The 15,564-nt window shown below is 70.1% G+C and carries 17 protein-coding genes; 9 read left to right on the plus strand and 8 right to left on the minus strand.

Going from position 1 to position 15,564, the window contains the following annotated elements; translation table 11 throughout:
• The first annotated feature begins 89 nt into the window (after positions 1-89).
• Positions 90-1,337, plus strand: coding sequence for a YibE/F family protein (locus ACIRDU_RS12640; protein WP_403577787.1), 1,248 nt, complete (start codon positions 90-92; stop codon positions 1,335-1,337).
• A gap of 493 nt (positions 1,338-1,830) precedes the next feature.
• Here ACIRDU_RS12640 and ACIRDU_RS12645 read toward each other — a convergent pair whose 3' ends face one another.
• The 4 genes from ACIRDU_RS12645 to ACIRDU_RS12660 all read right to left on the minus strand — a co-directional run bounded on the left by ACIRDU_RS12645 (position 1,831) and on the right by ACIRDU_RS12660 (position 4,114).
• On the minus strand, positions 1,831-2,265 hold the full coding sequence (locus ACIRDU_RS12645; RefSeq protein WP_030849994.1) for an SsgA family sporulation/cell division regulator: 435 nt from the start codon (positions 2,263-2,265) through the stop codon (positions 1,831-1,833).
• A 98-nt stretch (positions 2,266-2,363) separates the two neighbouring features.
• Entirely contained in the window at positions 2,364-3,089 is a 726-nt protein-coding gene (locus ACIRDU_RS12650) for an IclR family transcriptional regulator (protein ID WP_403577790.1), read from the minus strand.
• 329 nt (positions 3,090-3,418) lie between these two features.
• A complete protein-coding gene (locus ACIRDU_RS12655) occupies positions 3,419-3,631 on the minus strand; it encodes a DUF5326 family protein (RefSeq protein WP_020271174.1) in 213 nt (70 codons plus the stop codon).
• A 165-nt stretch (positions 3,632-3,796) separates the two neighbouring features.
• Positions 3,797-4,114: a cupin domain-containing protein gene (locus tag ACIRDU_RS12660; protein ID WP_097217849.1), complete on the minus strand. Its 318-nt coding sequence runs from the start codon at positions 4,112-4,114 to the stop codon at positions 3,797-3,799.
• 60 nt (positions 4,115-4,174) lie between these two features.
• Between ACIRDU_RS12660 and ACIRDU_RS12665 the strand changes: the two genes are divergently transcribed.
• From ACIRDU_RS12665 to ACIRDU_RS12685, 5 genes are all read left to right on the plus strand, one after another.
• Complete coding sequence (locus ACIRDU_RS12665; RefSeq protein ID WP_403577793.1) at positions 4,175-4,552, plus strand: phage holin family protein; 378 nt, start codon at positions 4,175-4,177, stop codon at positions 4,550-4,552.
• A gap of 6 nt (positions 4,553-4,558) precedes the next feature.
• Positions 4,559-5,050, plus strand: a complete 492-nt coding sequence (locus tag ACIRDU_RS12670; protein WP_403577796.1) for a low molecular weight protein-tyrosine-phosphatase — start codon at positions 4,559-4,561, stop codon at positions 5,048-5,050.
• Positions 5,047-6,375, plus strand: a complete 1,329-nt coding sequence (locus ACIRDU_RS12675) for a cystathionine gamma-lyase (RefSeq protein ID WP_403577799.1) — start codon at positions 5,047-5,049, stop codon at positions 6,373-6,375. Before ACIRDU_RS12670 ends, ACIRDU_RS12675 begins: the two co-directional genes overlap by 4 nt.
• A 196-nt stretch (positions 6,376-6,571) precedes the next feature.
• Complete coding sequence (locus tag ACIRDU_RS12680) at positions 6,572-7,477, plus strand: LysR family transcriptional regulator (RefSeq protein WP_403577801.1); 906 nt, start codon at positions 6,572-6,574, stop codon at positions 7,475-7,477.
• Between the two features lie 154 nt (positions 7,478-7,631).
• Positions 7,632-8,114: an NUDIX domain-containing protein gene (locus ACIRDU_RS12685; protein WP_390982480.1), complete on the plus strand. Its 483-nt coding sequence runs from the start codon at positions 7,632-7,634 to the stop codon at positions 8,112-8,114.
• A 9-nt stretch (positions 8,115-8,123) separates the two neighbouring features.
• On the opposite strand, the gene ACIRDU_RS12690 is transcribed toward ACIRDU_RS12685, so the two are convergent.
• Positions 8,124-9,749: a globin domain-containing protein gene (locus ACIRDU_RS12690; RefSeq protein WP_403577803.1), complete on the minus strand. Its 1,626-nt coding sequence runs from the start codon at positions 9,747-9,749 to the stop codon at positions 8,124-8,126.
• A gap of 566 nt (positions 9,750-10,315) precedes the next feature.
• Here ACIRDU_RS12690 and ACIRDU_RS12695 point away from each other — a divergent pair.
• Positions 10,316-11,179: a GNAT family N-acetyltransferase gene (locus ACIRDU_RS12695; protein ID WP_403577806.1), complete on the plus strand. Its 864-nt coding sequence runs from the start codon at positions 10,316-10,318 to the stop codon at positions 11,177-11,179.
• A 71-nt stretch (positions 11,180-11,250) separates the two neighbouring features.
• Here the strand turns inward: ACIRDU_RS12695 and ACIRDU_RS12700 are convergent, their stop codons facing one another.
• Positions 11,251-11,673: a heme-binding protein gene (locus tag ACIRDU_RS12700; RefSeq protein ID WP_403577809.1), complete on the minus strand. Its 423-nt coding sequence runs from the start codon at positions 11,671-11,673 to the stop codon at positions 11,251-11,253.
• A gap of 67 nt (positions 11,674-11,740) precedes the next feature.
• A complete protein-coding gene (locus ACIRDU_RS12705) occupies positions 11,741-12,949 on the minus strand; it encodes an MFS transporter (RefSeq protein ID WP_403577811.1) in 1,209 nt (402 codons plus the stop codon).
• A 142-nt stretch (positions 12,950-13,091) separates the two neighbouring features.
• On the opposite strand from ACIRDU_RS12705, the gene ACIRDU_RS12710 reads away from it, so the two are divergent.
• Both ACIRDU_RS12710 and ACIRDU_RS12715 read left to right on the plus strand, forming a co-directional pair.
• Positions 13,092-13,556 (plus strand): MarR family winged helix-turn-helix transcriptional regulator, encoded by a 465-nt coding sequence (locus tag ACIRDU_RS12710; RefSeq protein ID WP_403577813.1) that lies wholly within the window; start codon positions 13,092-13,094, stop codon positions 13,554-13,556.
• A gap of 79 nt (positions 13,557-13,635) precedes the next feature.
• The gene (locus ACIRDU_RS12715; protein WP_403577815.1) at positions 13,636-14,088 is read left to right on the plus strand and encodes a GNAT family N-acetyltransferase; all 453 of its coding nucleotides are present in this window, start codon (positions 13,636-13,638) and stop codon (positions 14,086-14,088) included.
• A gap of 64 nt (positions 14,089-14,152) precedes the next feature.
• Here ACIRDU_RS12715 and ACIRDU_RS12720 read toward each other — a convergent pair whose 3' ends face one another.
• Positions 14,153-15,538 carry a serine hydrolase domain-containing protein gene (locus ACIRDU_RS12720; protein ID WP_403577818.1) on the minus strand — a complete coding sequence of 462 codons (1,386 nt, stop codon included), beginning with the start codon at positions 15,536-15,538 and terminating at the stop codon, positions 14,153-14,155.
• Positions 15,539-15,564 lie beyond the last annotated feature (26 nt).

Raw genomic sequence — 15,564 nt, forward strand, 5'->3', positions numbered from 1 at the left:
GCGACGGGCACGGAGGGCACGGCCCCGGCTCCGCACCGGGTGGCGGGCATGGACACTCGCACAACCACGGTCCGGCCACGCCCGTCTCCATGCACCTGCGCAAGGTCATCGCGGCGGTCCTGATCCCGTTCGCCGTGGCGGTGCTGGTCGGTCTCGCCGTGCTGTGGCCGGGCGGCGCCCCGGCGCACGAGCGCACCGGCGTCGGCTTCGACCGGCAGACGCAGGATGCCACGGTCACCAAGGTGGTCGAGGTGAGCTGCAGGGAGGCCGGCGCCTCGGGCGTTCCGCCGACCGGCGACACCTCCACCGCGGAGGGTTCCTCGGCGGTGCAGCAGGAGAAGGGCACCTGCAAGCGGGCGACGATCCGGGTCGACAGCGGCGACGACAAGGGCCGTACGTTCACTGAGATCGTCCAGCCGGACCAGTCCCGCCAGTTGCACGAGGGCCAGGAGGTCGTGGTCGCCTACGAGCCCTCGGCACCGAAGGACCTGCAGTACTCGGTCACCGACATCAACCGCCGTCTGCCCATGGCGCTGCTCGCCGGCATCTTCGCGCTCGCCGTCGTGGTCGTCGGGCGGCTGCGGGGGGTCATGGCCCTGGTGGCGCTGGCCATGAGCTTCCTGGTGCTGAACTTCTTCATCCTGCCCGCGATCCTGCAGGGCTCGAACCCCTTGGTCGTGGCGGTGGTGGGCGCGAGCGCCATCATGCTCATCGCCCTGTACCTGTGTCACGGCCTGTCGGCCCGGACTTCCGTGGCGGTGCTCGGCACCCTCATCTCCCTGCTGCTGATCGGCATCCTGGGCTCGGTGTTCATCGACTGGGCCGCGCTCACCGGCAACACCGACGACAACACCGGCCTGATCCACGGCCTCTACCCGACGATCGACATGAGCGGTCTGCTGCTGGCCGGCGTCATCATCGGCTCGCTGGGCGTACTCGACGACGTGACGGTCACGCAGACATCGGCGGTCTGGGAGCTGCACGAGGCCAATCCGTCGATGGGCTGGCGCGGGCTCTACCGCGCGGGCATCCGGATCGGCCGCGATCACATCGCCTCGGTCGTCAACACGCTCGTCCTCGCCTACGCGGGTGCGGCGCTGCCGCTGCTGCTGCTGTTCTCGATCGCGCAGAGCAGTGTGGGGACGGTCGCCAACAGCGAGCTGGTCGCGGAGGAGATCGTGCGCACACTGGTCGGTTCGATCGGCCTGGTCGCTTCGGTGCCGGTCACCACGGCCCTGGCGGCGCTGGTCGTCTCGGCCGACCGCCCCGGAGCGGAGCCCGCCCCGGAGGCCTCCGTGGCGGCACGCGGGGGGAGGGGGAGGCGCCGCAAGCGCTGACGCGTCCGCGTGGCGGAGGCCTGTGCACAGCATCGGGCGCAGCGGATGAAGCGGCCCCGCGCTCAGGCCGCTCCGCTGTGCGACGCCCGGCCCCGGGGAGCGGCGCCGACTCCGAGCGACTCGGCCTCAGGCCCCCTCCCGGACGTCGGGGCCTCGCGGCGTCCCGCACATCAGTGAACTCGGCAGCGCCTCGCACACCCGTCGTCTCGGCAGCGTCCGGCATGTCCGTCGTCTCGGCCGCGTGCAGCACATCCACCGCCCCGCGGGCGTCCCGCACACCCGCCGCCTCGGCCGCGCCGCACATTCGCCGGCCGGTTCGCGCCGCGCCTCCCGGCGCATCAACCGCAGCGGCCGGGCCTCCTCCGGCGGAAAGAGCCCCTGCCCCACCGCGAGAAGATCGCCCGGTCATACGAAGATCGCAGGAAGAAGCGTTCCTGCACAGCTCGGCGGCATCCGGTGAAGCGTTACTCCACCGTGCCGCCGGATCCATGTGTCAGCCGGCGCCCTGCTCGGCGAGGATGCGGTCCAAGGCCTCGTCCAAGTGGGCGTCGAAGTCGGCGAGTGAGCCCTCCTGGCCCAGCGGCACCAGCTTGTCCGTACGGTCGAGGAAAGCGACGAGCGGTGCCGTCGACGACCGGAACAACGCCTGGTCGCTGCCCACCTGAAGCCGGATCAACACCTCGCCCAACGCGTCGGGGTCGACGGGCGTGACCCGCACATCGCCCTCCCCGCACGGCCGGCCGACCCCGTCGATCAGCAACTCCCGCCCAAAAGCCCACGTCACCGGGGCATCACCGGGCAAGTGGAAAGTCAGCCGGACGGCATAGGGATCACTGGACTCATAGCGCAGCTCCACCGGAATGCGGAAGGAGAGCTCCTCGGACACGAGAAAGCTCATCATGACCTCTGCTTGTACGGACTCGCGCATCGATAACCCCGTCATTCGCCGTGACTGGCCGGGAACGAACCTCTGACACTTGGTGGAATCTTGCTGAACGTACACAGCAGATCACAAGGAGTGAGTTTTCACATACTGATAGAGAGCGCGAGCGAGCCGAGCACGCGCCCCATCTCGGCCTGCAACTGCCGGGCCGCGGGCAGCAACCGGTCGGCCTGGTGTGCGGGGAGTGAGATGGCCATCGTCGCGGCCGTGGTGCCGAGGGTGAGCGGAATCGCGGCGCAGACCGTGCCCAGGGCGTACTCCTGACGCTCGATCACCGGTTCCATGCGCCGGATCCGCTCCAAACGCCGGAGCAGGCTGTGGTTGTCGCGCACCGTGTACGGCGTGAGGGGCTGCACCGGGTAGCGGTCGAGGTGGTCACGGCGCGCGTCCTCGTCCAGCTGGGACAGCAGGCACTGCCCGACGGCGTGCGCGTGCCCGGTCTCCCGGAAGTCGGCCCACTCCTCGACCGCCGGGTTGCCCGGGGTGTCGGAGACGCACATGACCTCGACCTCGCCCTCGCGGTACACCGCGTAGTACACGGGGACGCCCAGGACGTCCCGCCAGTGCGCGAGCGCGTCGACGACCGTGCTGCGACGTTTCTGCCGCGCTCCGCTGCTGCTCAGCCGCTCCGCCGCCGCGCCGAGGAAGAACAGGCCCTTGTCCCGGCGCAGATAGCCCTCGTGCACGAGCGTGCGCAGCAGGTGATAGGTCGTGGGCAGCGCCAGCCCGGTCTCACGGGCCAGTTGCTTGGCGGGGGCGCCGTACTCGTGCACGGCGACGGTCTCCAGCAGGCGCATCGCGCGCTGCACGGATCCGATGAGGGTCGGCGGAGGTGCCGGTGTGGAGGGGGCCGGTGGCCCGGAGGATGCCGCCGACCGGGGTTGCGCGGGGACGGCGCGGAGGTGGACGGGTGCGGTGTCAGCCGGGACCAAGGGTCTCTCCCGAAGCGCGAGGGGGCAGCCCGTGCGGAGGAACACGGGTGGGGATGTATGCCGCTCGCGGGGAAGTCCCCGCGTCGAGTTCCGGACTCTATTCGCCTGCCACCGCGCGCAGACCGCCCCGCCCGGAAACTTCCCTCGCCCGAGGGAACCGGCGATCCCAGGCGTTTCCCGCTACCCCCACCGGTTTCCCACCGGTCTCACCAGTCGCTGCGCGACGAGGAGCTCGACGTGAACTTCCGTACGACGTAGATCAGTCCGCCGACCAGTGCCACGAAGACCAGCACCTTGAAGAGCAGTCCGATGACGAAGCCGACCACGCTGGCGATCAGCCCGCCGAACACGACCAGGGCGATGACCGGCACCGCGATCCACTTCACCCACCACGGCAGTCCCGTGAAGATCTCTCGCATCGCCCTCGTCCTTACCTCTCCGCCCGTTCGAGTGCCGGGTCCTGTCGGTCCTTCTGGATCTCTGATGTCCTGCACTCGATGCTAGGTCCGGGGAGGGGTCGAACGGGGGCCTCGCGTCCCTTGTCCTCCCCTGACCGATCCCCTAGGGAACCCTGAGGCGGTCCGTCACCTCTCCGGCGGAGAGAAGACCACCAGGACCCTCAGGTCCTCGGTGATGTGGTGGAACTTGTGGGCGACGCCCGCCGGCACGTAGATCACGCTGCCGCGTGCCACCTGGGTCGTCTCCAGGCCGACGGTGATCGCGGCACGGCCGCTCACGATGAAGTAGACCTCGTCCTGATTGTGCGGCTTCTGTGGATCCTGCTCGCCCGCATCGAGGGCGTACAGGCCGACCGACATGTTCTGCTCCCGCAGAAACTGCAGGTAGGCACCCTCGTTGGCGGCGCGCTCCGCCTCCAGTTCATCCAGCCGAAATGCCTTCATCGCCTTGCCCGCCCCTGCCTCTTGTGCCCATGTCCGATCAGGTCTGCCACGATCAGACACATGATGAATTTCGTAGTCAAGACGATCGCCAACGCGGGTGCCCTGGCGGTCGCCGTATGGCTGCTCGACAAGATCACCCTGACCGGTGACAGCACGGGCAAGGAGATCGGCACCCTGATCATCGTGGCGCTGATCTTCGGCCTGGTGAACTTCCTGGTCAAGCCGGTCGTCAAGCTCCTCAGCCTGCCGCTGCTGATATTGACGCTCGGCTTGTTCACCCTGGTCGTCAACGCGCTGATGCTGCTTCTCACCTCGTGGCTGGCGGACAGACTCGACCTGAGCTTCCACGTGGAGGGCTTCTGGACGGCCGTCCTGGGCGGCCTGATCATCTCGGTCGTCTCCTGGGCGCTGCACGTCGTCCTGCCCGACGGGGACTGAGCAGACATGACGTACCGGGTCTGCTTCGTCTGTACGGGCAACATCTGCCGTTCCCCGATGGCTGAGATCGTCTTCCGCGCGCGGGTGGCGGAGGCTGGTCTCGACGAGCTGGTGGAGGTCGACAGCGCCGGCACGGGCGGCTGGCACGAGGGCGACGGAGCCGACCCGCGTACGGTGACCGTCCTGGAGGCCAACGGCTACGCCGGCGGCCACACGGCCCGTCAGTTCCGGTCGTCCTGGTTCTCCCGCCTCGACCTGGTGATCGCCCTCGACTCCGGCCACCTCGGAGCCCTGCGCCGCCTCGCGCCCACGGAACAGGACGCACAGAAGGTTCGGCTGCTGCGCTCGTACGACCCCGCCGCCGGCGACGACCTCGACGTACCGGACCCCTACTACGGGGGCCTGGACGGCTTCGAGGAGTGTCTTGAGATGGTGGAGGCGGCGAGCACCGGTCTGCTCGCCGCAGTGCGCGAGGACGTGGAGGGACGGGCGGCATGAGCGATTCCGCGACGGGTGACGCCGACCGGGTGACGGGTGACGGGGCCCGGCCGACGGTCGACGCGGACCAGGTGAAGGATGCCGCAGGCCAGGTGAGGGGTGCGGCGGGCCAGGTGACGGCTGCCGTGGACGGAGTGACGGACGCCGTGGACAGGGCGACGGGCGCCGCAGAGGTGGTGACGGGCGCCGCGGGCCGGGCGACCACGGGTGCCGGTGACGGCACGCGCGCGGTGCGGGCCGGGCTGCCCGAGCCGGTCAGGCACGAGCCCACGCTGCCCGGTCCCGTGTTCGCCGCCCACTTCCACCTGCCGGGCGACCCGACCGGCCCCTACACCTACGGCCGTGACGAGAACCCGACCTGGACGCTGCTCGAGCGCGCCGTCGGCGAGCTGGAGGCGCCCGGCCAGGACGATGCCGAGACGCTCGTCTTCGCCTCCGGCATGGCCGCGATCTCGGCGGTGCTCTTCTCTCAGCTGGGCACCGGCGACGTGTGCGTCCTGCCCGACGACGGCTATCAGGCGCTGCCGCTGGTCCGCGCCCAGCTGGAGGCGTACGGCATCGAGGTGCGCACCGCCCCGACCGGCGGTGACGCCCAGCTCGACGTCCTCGACGGCGCGAGGCTGCTGTGGATCGAGACCCCGTCGAACCCCGGGCTCGATGTGTGTGACATCAGGCGGCTCGCCGAGGCGGCACACGCGCGTGGTGCCCTGGTGGCCGTCGACAACACCCTCGCGACACCGCTCGGCCAGCGTCCGCTGGAGCTCGGCGCCGACTTCGCGGTGGCCAGCGGCACCAAGCAGCTCACCGGCCACGGTGACGTCCTCCTGGGTTATGTCGTCGGCCGGGACGCCGTGGCCATGGCCGCCGTGCGCCGCTGGCGCAAGATCGTCGGTGCGATCCCCGGGCCCATGGAGGCCTGGCTCGCGCACCGTTCCATCGCGACGCTCCAGATGCGGGTCGACCGGCAGAGCGCGACGGCCCTTGCGGTCGCCGAGGCGCTGCGCGAACGGCCCGAGGTGACGGGGTTGCGCTACCCGGGGCTTCCCGGCGACCCCTCGCACAAGATCGCCGCGCGGCAGATGCGGCGCTTCGGGTGCGTGGTGTCGTTCACGCTGCCCACGCGCGCGCGTGCCGACCGTTTCCTCGACGCGCTGCGGCTCGTGGACGACGCGACGAGCTTCGGCGGTGTGCGGTCCACGGCCGAACGGCGTGGACGGTGGGGCGGGGACGCGGTACCGGAGGGCTTCATCCGCCTGTCGGTCGGTGCCGAGGACCCCGAGGACCTGGTGGCGGATGTGCTGCGTGCGCTGGACGCGGCCGCCTGACATCCCCACGGACGGTCCGAGCCTCCCCCCTCATGGCTCGGACCGTCCCCCGGTTCCGCGCGCAAGAACCGCGCGACCAAGGCTAGTTGACTCTCTGTCAGTGTCCAATCACCGTAGCGACAGAGACCTATCGACTTATTTATAGTTGAACGCGGCCCGGGGGCCGGGAGCGGGGCCGGAGAGGGGAGTGCGTGCGGTGGATCTGGCCTTGCTGCGGACTTTTGTCACCGTGCACCGTGCCGGCTCCTTCACCCGCGCCGCCGCCCTGCTCGGGCTCTCTCAGCCGGCCGTCACCTCGCAGATACGGACACTGGAACGGCAGCTGGGCCGCCCCCTGTTCCTGCGGCAGGCCCGCGGTGTGACCCCGACGAGCATCGGCGACGAACTCGCCCACAAGGCCGCACCGCATCTCGACGCGCTGGTGGAGATCACCGAGACCGGCCTCGACGACGACTCCTCCTTACGGACGCTGCACCTGGCAGGTCCTCCGGAGTTCACCGCCGAACGAGCCCTTCCCGCCCTCACGGAGCTGACCGGCGAGGACGGGCAGGGCTTCGCCTTGCGCGCCTCGTTCGGGAACGCCGAGGAAGTGCTGGAAGGGCTTTCCGCCGGGCATCACGATCTGGCCATCAGCACGGCTCAGCCGCGTGGCGCCCTGCTCACGGCGACCGCGCTCTGCGACGAGGAGCACGTCCTGGTCGCCGCCCCGCGCTGGGCCGAGCAGCTCGGCGCCGGGCAGCCGGACCGCAAGCCGGAACCGGCCCTGGAGGAGATGCCCGTGGTAGAGGTGCACGAGTCACTGCCCTTCGTCTCCCGCTACTGGGCCTCCGTCTTCGACTCGCCCCCGGCCGCCCCGGGCACCGTGATCGTCCCCGACCTGCGTGCGGTCCTGGCCTGCGCGGTCGCGGGGGCGGGCCTGGCGGTGCTGCCCCGCTACCTGTGCGCGGCAGCGCTGCAGCGGGGCGATGTCGTCGCCCTGCACGAGCCCGCGGTGCCGCCGCTGCGGACCTACTTCCTCGTCGTCCGCACCGGGACGCTCGCGATGCCCCATGTCGCGCGGGCTCACGACTGGTTGCTGCGGTCCTCGGCCGACTGGTGCTGAGACGCTCGGAGCCGCGTCCCGGGCTGCGACGATGTGGATCCAGGGGCGCCCCCGGCGTAGGTGCCGGGCGCTCGGTACAGCGATTCACTCTGGGAGCTCGACCGGTCACGTCTCGCGATGTTTCACGTGGAACCAGCCGGGCCACATTTCACACATGACCGTCCGACCCGTGGTCAAGCGCACCGCCCGCGCCGTTCTGCTGGACGGTGACGACCTGATCCTGATCAAGCGCACCAAGCCGGGTATGGATCCCTACTGGCTCACTCCCGGCGGCGGGGTCGAGCCCAGCGACTCGACCGTCGTCGACGCCCTGCACCGTGAGGTGTACGAGGAACTCGGCGCGAAGGTCACCGATGTGGTGCCCTGCTTCGTGGACACCATGGAGCACATCGGCGAGGACGGCGGCGCGACCGGTGTGAAGGTGCAGCACTTCTTCGTCTGCCGCCTGGAGTCCATGGACCCCTCCCTGCGCCACGGCCCCGAGGTGGACGAGCCCGTCGGTGAGTACGAGATCGTGCGTGTGCCCTTCACCCGGGTCGGGATCGCGTCCGTCCATCTCGTGCCGCTGTCGCTGCGGCACTACCTGGACGGCAACATCGAGGGCGTTCTCGCCATGCACGCGCCCGACCTGGGCTGAGACGGCTGATCAGTTTCCGGCCGCGACCAGTTCCTCGACGGAGTCGTGCCGTATGCGGTCCGACGGGATGCCGATGTCCCTCAGGGCGTCCACACCCCTGCGGATCATCCCGGGCGGGCCCGAGAGGTACGCGTCGAACTCGTTCCACGGCCCGTAGGCGCGTATCGCGTCCGGCAGCTGCTGGTGTGCCTGCTGGTCGATGATCGCGCGGACCGAGAGCCAGGGATGGGTCTGCTGGAGGCGGAGCATGGTGTCGATGTCGTACAGGTCGTGGTCGGTGCGGGCACCGTAGAAGACCTCGACCGGCCGGCGGTCTCCGTGCTCGGCGACGTCCTCGACCAAGGCCTTGATGGGCGCTATGCCCGTGCCGCCGCCCAGGCAGAGCAGGCCGCTGTCGGTGGTGTGGTCGACGGTCATGGAACCCGTGGGCGGGCCCAGCCGGATGATGTCGCCGGGGCGGGCGCGGTGCACCAGGGCGTTGGACACCCAGCCGGCTGGGACAGCCTTCACGTGGAAGGACAGCAGGCCGTCGGAGCGGGGCGCCGAGGCGAAGGAGTAGTGCCGCCAGATCCGGGGCCACCACGGCGTCTCCAGGCTTGTGTACTGCCCGGCGAGGAAGGGGTACGGCTGGTCGGGTCGGACGGTGACGACGGCGACGTCCGGGGTTCTCAGCTCGTGCGTGACGATCTCGGCGTACCACCAGGCCGGGGCGCGCAGTTCGTCCGCGGCCGCCGCGTCGATCATGACCTGGGAGATCGTGGTGTAGGCCCGGACCCAGGCCGCCTCCATCTCCGCGTTCCAGACCCCGGCGGCGTACTTGCTCAGCGCGCCGATGAGGCACTCGCCGACGGCCGGGTAGTGCTCGGCCCGCGTCCCGTACTTGCGGTGACCGCGGCCCAGGTTCTGCAGGTAGTCGACGAGGACGTCCTTGTTGTCGATGTGCTCGGCGGCTGTGAGCAGCGCCCTGAGCAGCCGGTCCCGCTGGGTGTCCATCGCGGCCGGGAACAGCGACCGCAGGTCGGGGTGGCGGACGAAGAGCAGGGCGTAGAAGTACGACGTGACCTTGTCGGAGACCGGGGCGACCTCGGCCATGGCGCGGCGGATGAGGAGGGCGTCCGGGGAGGCCGCTTCGGCCGGGGCTGAGGCGGCCGCCTCCGAGGGCGACGCCGGTGCGTGCCGCTGGGAGGGCACACCAGGCTCGGCGGCGGCAGTCGGAGGCGGAGGCGCGGCGGAGGCGAAGGGCGCCGGGGTGAGCGCGGTGGGTGCGGGACCCGGCGACGAGGCGGTGGCCGGGCTCGAGACCGCGGGAGACGGGGTGTGCTGTGCGGCTGAAGGGGCTGGCGTGGGCATCGCGTGCGCGGATTCACGCCCGAGGTCCGGTCCACCGGTACTCACGCCCCCGGGCACTGCGGTGCGTGATGCGGCTGTGGCGTCTTCCGGCGCTTGCGGTGCGGTCGTGGGCCTGCCCACCGGACGAATCACGGCCGGTCGGCGCCCTTCTGCCGTCCCGGGGTCGCTGTCCGACGCCGTCGTCGGGTTCTTGCGGGGTGTGAACCAGCCGCCCCCGCCGCCAGAAGTGCCGTTGTCGGCCGACGTGGTGGTCGGAGCGTCCATGGTGTGCCTCGCCTCGAGCATCTTTCGGTCGGTCTGCGCACTTCCTCGGTCGGAAGGTGCCTGCTTTCCCCCGTGGACGGTCTGCGTTCCCATCCTTGTCGCGGCCAATGCGGCCACATTCAACCCGTATTCCAGCTCCGTACGGACAAGTAAGGCGAGAGTGTGACATTGGCCGCAGTACTCTCATCGAGCTTCCCACTCGCCTGGACGGTTCCGTCGCATCACCGGAAACGCGGGTCTTCGATCTCTCCGTCCCGTTAGGCTGCATTGCCCTGCGCTCGGCTCACACGGGTCAGCTCGTCCCGGACGCGAACCGGAGTCGACCCTACCGGCCACCACCGTGCACACAAGTCCCCCCTTCCCTCGTCACGAATGCGGGCACGACGCGAATCATCAGGTCCGCCAACCACGAAAGAGGAAAACCCGGTTCACGTCGTTGACCGGGCACGCAATGTTCTTACGTGTTTCACGTGAAACATCCAGCCCCGGTCCTCGCGCCGGCCGAGCGGCGACAACTGGCCAAAAGGTCGTATGTCTCCGCTGAAAGAGGTGGACGGCGGGGTCCCTTGTCGGACAGCCTGACCTGCGTGCCGACTCCTTCTCTTGCCTCATTGCCCATCCGCCGTCTGACGCTCCGCGATCAAGCCGCCTGCGCCGACTTGTCCGAGGATCGGGGGTGGCCACGGGAGGAGCACAAGTGGGGCTTCCTCCTCACGGCCGGGAAGGGCTACGGCATCGACGACCCCGACGGCGGCCTCGTCAGCGCCTGTGTCGTCACCGCATACGGACCGCAGGAACCCGCCCTCGCCGCGATCGGCATGGTGCTGGTCGCCGGGCGGCACGCTCGCCAGGGCGTGGGGCGCCGACTGATGCGCCACGTCGTCTCCGCCATGGGCACCACGCCTCTCACCCTGCACGCGACGCCGTACGGCCGCCCCCTCTACGAGGAACTCGGCTTCAAGGTCACCGGGCGGGCCGAGATGGTCCTCGGGCGTTTCACTCCCGGCGGGCCGGAGCCGACGGTGGCCACCCGTGCCGCGACCGCCGAGGACCTCACCGCGATTCTCCGGCTCGACGAGCAGGTGTTCGGTGCCGACCGCACGCACATCGTCACCCGACTGCCCGCGTTCGCGGACCAGTTGCGCGTGGCCGAGGAGGACGGGCGGATCATCGGGTACGCGGCCGCCTGGCCCAACATGGACACCCACGTGGTCGGCCCGCTCATCGCACGCGACTCGTCCGTGGCCCAGGCGCTCGTCGCCTCCCTGGCCGCCCACACCGACCGCCCCTTGCGCACCGACATCGACGTGCGGCACGAAGAGCTCCTCGCATGGGTGAAGGAGCGCGGTCTGGAGTCCATTGCCTTCAACTCGGTGATGTCGTACGGGATCACCGCGTTGCCGGGAGACTGGAGCCGGCGGTTCGCGCCGGTCACTGTCGCGGCGGGCTGAAGAGCCTCGATACGACGACGCCGGCTCCCAGGGATCGGGGAACCGGCGTCGTCGCGCTGACAAGGGCTTGGTCAGGCAAGGGTTTCCAGGGCGGCCGTGGCGAAGCCATGGTCCTGCTCGGGGGCACCCCCGCCGACACCGATCGCGCCGATCAGGCGGCCGTCGCGATGCACCGGCACGCCACCGGCGATGAACAGCAGCGGCCGGTCGAGCGCGGTCGGCAGCGTGTGGAAGAGACCTCCGGGCTGCACCGCGTCGACGAGGTCGGCGGTGGGCGCGTTCAACTGGAGAGCCGTGTAGGCCTTCCGGGTGCTGGTCTCGCCGGAGATCAGCACGGCACGGTCGTCCCGCCGAAAGGCGAGCAGATGCCCGCCCGCGTCCAGGACGGTGACACTGACAGCGACACCCGCGGTCTCAGCGGCACGGTGGGCCGCGGCGACGAGGACGTCGGCGTCCTCGGTGGTCAGCGGGGCGACAGCGGTGGTGGTGCTCATGAGGGGTTCTCCTGGAACTCTTGCTGGTGGTGCTGGGCGGTGGGGTTGGTCGGGGTACTCCGGTGGCTCAGTGGTGGACAGCGGCCCGCTGTTCCGCCGGCGCTGATCCTGTGACGACGGTGCTGGGACCGCCGGCACGGCGCTCCAGAGCGGCCGAGAGAACGGCCAGGACCAGGGCCCCGGCGGCCAGGGCGGCACCGACCCAGTTGGGAGCGGTGTAGCCGAGGCCCGCCGCGATCACGAGGCCGCCGAGCCAGGCGGACAGGGCGTTGCCGAGGTTGAAGGCGCCGATGTTCACGGCGGAGGCCAGGGTCGGGGCGCCGTGCGCCTGGTCGAGGACCCGCTTCTGGAGCGGCGGCACGGTGGCGAAGCCCAGGGCACCGATCAGCGTGATGGTGATCGCCGACAGCAGCTTGTCGTGGGCGGTGAGGGTGAACAGCGCCAGGACGATGGCCAGAGCGCCCAGGGCGACGTACAGCATGGGCATCAGGGCGCGGTCGGCGAACTTGCCGCCGACGAGGTTGCCGCCGACCATGCCGAGGCCGAAGAGGACCAGCAGCCAGGTGACGGAGCCGTCGGCGAAGCCTGCGACGTGGGTCATCATCGGCGCGATGTAGGTGATGGCTGCGAAGACGCCGCCGAAGCCGAGGACGGTCATGGCCATCGCGAGCAGCACCTGCACGTTCTTGAAGGCGGCCAGCTCGTGCCGCAGGCGCACGCCCTCCACCTTGGGCATGTCGGGGACGAGCCGGGCGATGCCGACCAGGCCGATGACGCCGAGGGCCGCGACGATGCCGAAGGTCACCCGCCAGCCGACGGACTGGCCGACGAGCGTGCCCAGGGGGACGCCGACGACGTTGGCAACGGTCAGACCGGTGAACATCATCGCGATGGCGCCGGCCTTCTTGTCCGGGGCCACGAGGTCGGCCGCGACGACCGAGCCGATCCCGAAGAAGGCGCCGTGGGCCAGTGAGGCGACGATCCGGCCGATCAGCATGACGGAGAAGGCCGGGGCGAGCGCCGAGAGCAGGTTGCCGACGACGAACAGGCCCATGAGCAGCATCAGCATCCGCTTGCGGGAGATCTTGGTGCCGAGCACGGTCATCAGCGGGGCGCCGAACATGACGCCAAGGGCGTAGCCGGTCACCAGGTACCCGGCAGTGGGGATGGAGACCCCGTAGTCGCCCGCGACCTCGGGCAGCAAGCCCATGATCACGAACTCTGTCGTTCCGATCCCGAAGGCCCCGATCGCGAGGGCCAGAAGCGCGAGAGGCATGGAGGGGTTACCTTCCCAGACGATTGCAGGAGCGCCTTACGTGCGTCCACAATAGTTGCAGACGCGGGCTAAATGCAACCGCCGTCTATTGCACATCTGCTCTATCCTGGGAGGCAGCAGCTCCGGGACGGAGGAAACGCCCATGACAGCCACGGACCCCGCGCTCACCGCTCTCGCCCAGAGCTGGTGCGCCCTTTCCCTGCTCCACGGGAGGATCGAGGCCCACATCGAGCGCGCCCTGCAGGCGGAGCACGACCTCAGCGCACGCGAGTACTCCCTGCTGGACGTGCTCAGCCGGCAGCACGACGGAGACGGAGGCCATCTGCAGATGAAGCAGGTCGCCGACGCGGTCGTCCTCAGCCAGAGCGCCACCACACGCCTGGTCACCCGGCTGGAAGACCGCGGGCTTCTGGAGCGCTACCTGTGCCCCACGGACCGCAGAGGCATCTACACGAACGTCACCGAGGCCGGCCTCGAGCTGCTGGAAGCGGCGAGGCCCACCAATGACGCAGCCCTGCGCGAGGCCCTCGACGAAGCGGCGAAGAACCCCGAGCTGGCCCCGCTGGTCCGGGTCGTGGAGACACTGAAGGCCCCGCTGCCCGCCTAGGGCGCCCAGGACGCCTCCGCACAGGTTGTCACCGCGTGCGGCATCTCCCCTACCAGCCGTCCCTGCGTAGGGTGCGCTTATGGGAGATCTTGAAATGCGTGCCGCCGTCGCCGACGACGTCCCGGCGATCGTCGCCATGCTCGCCGACGATCCGCTGGGCGCACAGCGCGAGTCACCGGACGACCTCACCCCGTACCTGACCGCGCTGGAGCGGCTCAGCACCGACCCGAACCAGCGCCTGATCGTGGCGGTCCGGGAGGGCCGGGTCGTCGGCACGCTCCAGCTCACGATCATTCCTGGACTGTCACGACGCGGTGCGACCAGGTCGATCATCGAAGGGGTGCGCATCCACGCGGACGAGCGCGGCAGCGGCCTGGGAACCCGGCTCATCGAGTGGGCGATCGAGGAATCCCGGGGCCAGGGCTGCCAGTTGGTCCAGCTGACCTCCGACAAGACGCGTACCGACGCCCACCGCTTCTACGAGCGGCTCGGCTTCACGGCCTCCCACACAGGCTTCAAGCTCCAGCTGTGACAGCTGCGCCTGATGTGCGCGGGGCGCCATGTTTCACGTGAAACAGGGCGCCCCACATCGCCGCCTAACCGATGCCACGCCATCCCTCGCGATCGATACCGCCCGGCACAGGAGCCCCCTCGTCGTAGGGCTGACGCGTGAACACGAACGAACCGAGGTCCAGGTGGCTCACGGACCCGTCGGGCCGCCGTACGGCCTTCAGAAGCTCGCCGGCGTAGTAGCCCTCCAGCCCTGTCCATGTGCCGTCGCCGTTCGAGCGGAACCGTGACCGACGGCCGCCGCCGGACAACGGTCCCAGTGAGACCAGCCCGTCGGCCGTCAGCCGCAGAGCGAAGGTGTGCGTCCCCCAGTACCACTGCCCCGTCAGTTCCAGCAGCGAGGGGTCGACCTCGCTCAGCGGCTTCCACGGCGCGGGGATACGCGGCTCCGCCTCGGCGACGATACGGACCAGATCAGCGGCGACCGGGAACAGCAGCGGCCCGGAAGTGGCGTTGGCCAGGGCGATCGCCGACACGTCATCCTCGACGCTGATCATCAGGCAGGCGAGGAAGCCCGGCAGCGAACCGGTGTGGCCGACGAGGGACCGTCCGTTCCGTCGCCGGATCTCCATGCCCAGACAGTAGGCGTAGCCGCTTGCCACGTCCGCTGCCTCGTGGGGCGCGGCCGGTGTCCTCATCTCCCGCAGCGACTCGGCACTCAGCACCCGCTCGTCGCCGTTGACCAGGAAGACCGCGAACCGCGCCAAGTCAGCCGTGGTGGACCAGAGTTGCCCGGCCGGTGCCATGCGGCCCAGATCCTCGGTGGGCTCGGGAAGCATCACGTCGGCCCAGGGGTGCACGGCCCAGCCACCCGCATGAGGCGCCTGCGGCCGCACACTCGTGCGGTGCAGCCCCAGGGGTTCGAGCACTTCACGCCGAAGGGCCTCCTCCCAGGACGCCCCGCGGAGCTCCTCGATGAGTGCCCCCAGCAGCGCGTACCCGGGGTTGGAGTAGTGGAACCGGCGGCCGGGCGGGGTCAGCAGGGGCCGCTCACCCAGGACGTCGGCGAGTTCGGGCCGCAGGGCCCCGGGGCTCCGCTCCCACCACGGCCCTGGTGTCTCGGCTGCCAATCCCCCTGTGTGTGCGAGAAGTTCGGCGATGGTCGCCTCCCCCACACCGGTGCCCGGCAGATGCTTCTCCAGCGGATCACCGAGATCCAGTGCTCCCTCGTCACGCAGCCGCAGCACGAGAACCGCCGTGAACGTCTTGGTGATCGAGCCGATCCGGTACTGCACGTTCTCGTCCGGCGCATGCCCTTCCACCGAGGTCCGCGCGCCCGTCCACACCGTTGTCCCGCCTCGCACCACAGCCGCGACGAGCGACGGAGCCCGCCCTTCGGCCTGCGCGACAGCGATCCGGTGCAGCAGGGCGCGGCGCGTGCCGGGAAGCAGCTCTTCCTGAGATGTCGTCATGGACCCAGTCCACCTGGCCCGGCATC

Source organism: Streptomyces sp. NPDC093598, from assembly GCF_044764825.1.
GTDB lineage: Bacteria > Actinomycetota > Actinomycetes > Streptomycetales > Streptomycetaceae > Streptomyces.